The sequence below is a fragment of the Okeania sp. genome (assembly GCF_983059655.1).
The window spans coordinates 1-4,671 of the sequence record NZ_CEZPJD010000644.1 but is presented as its reverse complement, the minus strand read 5'-3'; the positions used below and the strand labels follow the sequence as shown (position 1 = coordinate 4,671).

Genomic DNA, 4,671 nt, shown 5'->3' with positions numbered 1-4,671 from the left:
CCACCCTACGGGAAGCTGCGCTTTTCGCGCCAGCGTTGCAAAGCAAACGACCGCTCTCTTGGTCGATTGGATATGGCGAGGGGACCTCGCCATCCCACCCTACGGGAAGCTGCGCTAACGACCGCTTTTTCATCCCTTTGAAAGGGGAGGCTTGAGACCTTATTTTTTGGTCAAAAGTCAAAAGTATTGATTTGAATTGTTTTAGAATTTTGTAACTGGTAAGTTATTTCCGCCATCTTGCACTAGATTATCCTCCACAACTAATTCAATTAATCTCTATAGGTTAACCGCGGATGATTTGCAGCATCAGAAAATCTAATACTTGGATTGTATATTAGCAGAAATTATCAATTGTTAACAAGATCGAATAATTAAGAATTGCTTCTTATCTATGCTATGCCTCGGGTTAAATTTATCTAAATCATATTACTCTACTTAGTAGACATTTCTTTCAAAAGATGGATGGGGGAGTAGGGAGCAAGAAGTACGCGGAAAGAATTAATGAATAAGAGTACAAAAATTAATTCAATTTTTTATTATCGGAGATATCCAATAGAAGCTATGATTTTTTTATACTAAGTAAAATTACCAGAAAATCGCTGAATATTTTAGCCGATCGTGGAATGGCAATTTTATTAATTTTATTAATTTTTAAGAACAGTTATTTTATGGGGTATTTAAGATTAAAAATTATGCGGTCATTAATTGTTAAATATTTTCTAGTTTTTTTCTGTTGGCAATTTAATAACTTGATCTGTCCTGAATAAATATCTGCAACAATGATAATTATCGGGAGGAAAAACCAGAAAAAAAACTATATAAATTTACCTAATAATTAAGATAATTAGGGTTGAAAGCCTCTACTTTAAAACAGAAACAATGAATTAATTTTCCTTTTATTCAACCCTTTGCCTAAAAGGAAGAGGTAATTATCAATTATCCATTATTGAATCAGACCGATAGGAATATTTGAATTATGGCCATAATGATTCCGGCCTCCTAAATTTTGACTCCCAGCCTACAATTGCTCTAAGATTTTTTACTTAAGATATTTTTCTGAGAAAGCACCTGACAAAGTTCTATTACTTTAGTTTGTAGTGTAGATATTTGCTCTTTTCCTGCCTTGAGACTTACTTCTAACTCTAGTAATAAAGGTAAGGTTTTCTGTAATTGATTTAAGGACAAAGAATTAACCTCTTGTCGTAAAAAATATATCCTTTTAGGGTTGCCTATTTCCGCAGCTTGAGCGATCGCTTTTTCATCTCGCTCCCCTGTCTCTACCATTAATTTTACCCAAAACCACATTCTAAATTGGCCTACTAGAGTAGCCACTATTCGTAATGGATGCTCATTGTGGGCAATTAAATCTGCCACTAACTCCAAAGCTTTAACCGTATCACCTAAACGAATTGCTGTAGCTAGCTTTAAACTACTTTGAGTCTGAGAACTCACCAGATTAGTAATTACTTCTAAGTCTACTACAGCATCTTCAGATGCATATAACTGTAATTTAGTCAACTCACTATGAAGTTGTCGGCGATCGTTACCTAAAGCTTCCGCTAAAAAAGTAATTCCACTAGAATTAAGCTTGACTCCTACCTCCTGAGCCATTTCTTTAACTTGCTTCTCCAATAAATCTGTTTTCCAAGGAGGAATAGGAGAAAAATCTTTAACCTCAGCCCATTTTTGGATCAATTTTGTGGACTTAAGTCTTTTATCAGGTTTATTGGGCGTAGTCAACAATAACACAGTAGTTTCAGGAATCTGAGGTAGAGTACGTTCCAAATTTTCCAATAGATTTTGTGAACAATGCTGAGTTATATTAGTATCGACTAGCCAGACAAAACGACTACCAAAACCAAAAGGAGGAGTCATGGCCTGATTCAATCCAGTTTGAACAGCATCCATTGCTGGCAAAATTTTGTCATAATTAAAGCTAGCCCAATTAGGATCGAGGACAGATTCACGCAAAGCATTAGCTGCTAGCATCATTGAATATTCATCCTCGCCAAAGTATAGGTAAATTGGCATAAGAAGCTATTTTTTGATAAGGGGCGATTAAGATTGGACGATACATATCAAAACTACATTAACCGAGTAGCACAGACAACCTTGCTATCAAGTTACAAATCTCAGTTGGAATATATCCAACAGTCTCCAAAATTCACCAAACTGGATGGCCAAATTGAGGCTAAGAATTTTCCTGGCTATTCGGTGATTACTCCGCCAGGGGAAGAAGACTCGCAAAATGGCAAGTTTTATGAGCATTTGCAACAATGTCAACAACAATTGGTAGAACTATTGGGAACTAATTTAATGATTCCCATGTCTAGCAACAGTTTTCATTTAACCTTAGCTGATTTAATTTGGGAAAGTGCCTTTCTAGATGCTAGTCAAAGTAATCCTCAATTTGAAGAAAAACTACGCTCTTGTATTGCTGAAAGTCTTCAAGAGTTATCTAGCAAAAATGGCCATCAAGTGCGTTGGCAAGTTTTAGGAATTGTCGTAATGACTAGAGCTATTGGTGTTTGTCTAGTCCCAAAAGATGAAAGTTCTTACGATCGGATTCTACAACTACGTCGGTCAATTTATCAAAATCCTAATTTCATTGCTCTAGGTATTGAACAGCAATATCACTTTACTGCTCATATTACCTTGGGATACTTTGGGGAAATTCCATCAGATTTAGATATTGCTGCTGTAGGAAATAGGATTTCAGAATTAAATAATCAATGGTTGGAAAACAATTCAGAAATGTTGTTGCATCGTGGAGAACTCCGAAAATTTGACAATATGCTACGGTACGATCGACAACCAGATTGGCCTATTGTAGATTTGTAATTAGGGTTTGCGCTCAAAAGTCTTTTAGTAGGGGTAGGAGACAGGAGACAGGAGAAACGGGGAATGAACGAGGAGGTAGAAGAAAGAATTGTCCCAAGATTGTTCTGCCCAAATCTTGACCAAAATCCTCAATTTTTGAACCATTAATACTTAAAACCTCGCACTTTTTGATACTTAAAAAGGCGCTTACCTTTATCTATAAAGACTTTTAGATTTAATCAGCAAGCCCTAATTAAATCAGGCCAGAAATAATATAGGGAACAGGGAATAGGTAGGGACGTTGCATGCAATGTCCCTACAGATTATTTTGTTTACTGGTTGTTCGGGAATAAGTAATGAAAGGGGTATTCATAATTCTGAATTATGCAAAGATTCATCCCTTAGTTCAGCAACGCCTTTTATATAATTCCTACGGACTACTTAATTTAGCTGTAAATTATCGTGAGTATAAATGTTATTGGCATAGGTTTAGATGGAGTTGTTGGACTAAATGAGTCAGTGCGGAAAATTGTTGAAAGGGCGACTGTGTTAGTAGGGAGCGATCGCCATCTCCGTTATTTCCCTAATCATTCAGCCGAAATTATTGTACTGGAAGATATACTTGAGACAATTGTAGAAATACGACAGCATTTAGATATCCCCAATAGCTGTATCGTAGTTTTAACTTCAGGAGACCCTTTGTTTTTTGGTTTAGGGAGGTTATTAGTAGCTCATTTTCCGCCAGAAAAATTAAGGTTTTATCCGCATCTTAGTTCGGTACAGTTAGCTTTTAGTCGCCTCAAAATTCCTTGGCAGGATGCTAAAATAATTAGCATTCATGGTCGCTCGATGGATGAGTTGATTCAAGCACTGCAGCAGGGAATTGAGAAAATAGCAGTGTTAACAGACCATACTCATACACCAAAAGCGATCGCTAGTTTATTATTAGCTTTAGGTTTACCAATTGACTATCATTTTTGGGTCTGTGAAAATATAGGTAGTGAGGATGAACGAGTTCAACAATGGTCTATAGATGAAGTAAAGCGAGAAATATTTGCTCCATTAAATTTGGTGGTATTATTACGTCAATCTAAAGTAGCTAATCAATCTGTAGATTTATCTAATTTGCCTTGGTTGGGGATACCGGATAGTTATTTTTTTACTTACGATGACCGCCCGGGTTTAATGACTAAACGGGAAATACGAGTGTTAATTTTGGCCGAACTGGGTTTGCAACCAGGACAAATTATTTGGGATGTTGGTGCTGGTAGTGGCTCTGTTTCAGTTGAAGTTGCGCGCCTTTTTAGTGATTCTACAGTATATGCAATTGAAAAAACTGCTGCTGGAACAAGTTTAATTGAAGAAAACTGCCGTCGCTTTCAGGTTAACAATGTAGTTTCTATTCATGGTAATGCTCCAGATATTTTGCATCGCCTGCGCCCTCCCCATAGAATTTTTATTGGGGGCAGTAGTGGTAAACTCAGAAATATTCTGGGAGTTTGTGGGATGAGGATGCTACCTGGAGGAATTATAGTATTAGCGTTTACCAGTTTGGAAAATTTACATACTGCTTTAAGTTGGGTACAGGAAAGAAAAAAGAGCGATCAAAGTTGGAATTATCGTCTTTTGCAGGTACAATTATCTCGTTCTATACCTATAGCTAATTTAACTAGATTTACTCCACTCAATCCAGTGAATATTATGATTATTAGTAGGTAGGGAGTAGTAGGGAGTGGGGTAGTAGGGAGTGGGGGAGTGGGGAGTGGGGTAGTAGGGAGTGGGGAGTGGGGGAGTGGGGGAGATTAAAGGCTTGAAGTAATTATAGAATTATCAACATATACTATATAACCG

The 4,671-nt window shown here is 37.0% G+C and carries 3 protein-coding genes; 2 read left to right on the top strand and 1 reads right to left on the bottom strand.

The genetic code is table 11. The features are described from left to right. Nucleotides 1–1,029 precede the first annotated feature (1,029 nt). Nucleotides 1,030–2,031 (bottom strand): DNA polymerase III subunit delta, encoded by a 1,002-nt coding sequence (holA, locus tag AC3DU7_RS25840; protein WP_488042146.1) that lies wholly within the window; start codon nt 2,029–2,031, stop codon nt 1,030–1,032. Nucleotides 2,032–2,064: 33 nt separating this feature from the next. Here holA and AC3DU7_RS25835 point away from each other — a divergent pair, with 33 nt between their 5' ends. Further along, complete coding sequence (locus AC3DU7_RS25835) at nt 2,065–2,841, top strand: DUF1868 domain-containing protein (RefSeq protein ID WP_488042145.1); 777 nt, start codon at nt 2,065–2,067, stop codon at nt 2,839–2,841. A gap of 441 nt (nt 2,842–3,282) precedes the next feature. Next, nucleotides 3,283–4,539: a precorrin-6y C5,15-methyltransferase (decarboxylating) subunit CbiE gene (cbiE, locus tag AC3DU7_RS25830; protein WP_488042144.1), complete on the top strand. Its 1,257-nt coding sequence runs from the start codon at nt 3,283–3,285 to the stop codon at nt 4,537–4,539. Nucleotides 4,540–4,671: the final 132 nt, after the last annotated feature.

Bases quoted from the DNA above. Each gene is read 5' to 3' on its own strand.
- holA (WP_488042146.1), bottom strand. From the start codon at position 2,031: ATGCCAATTTACCTATACTTTGGCGAGGATGAATATTCAATGATGCTA.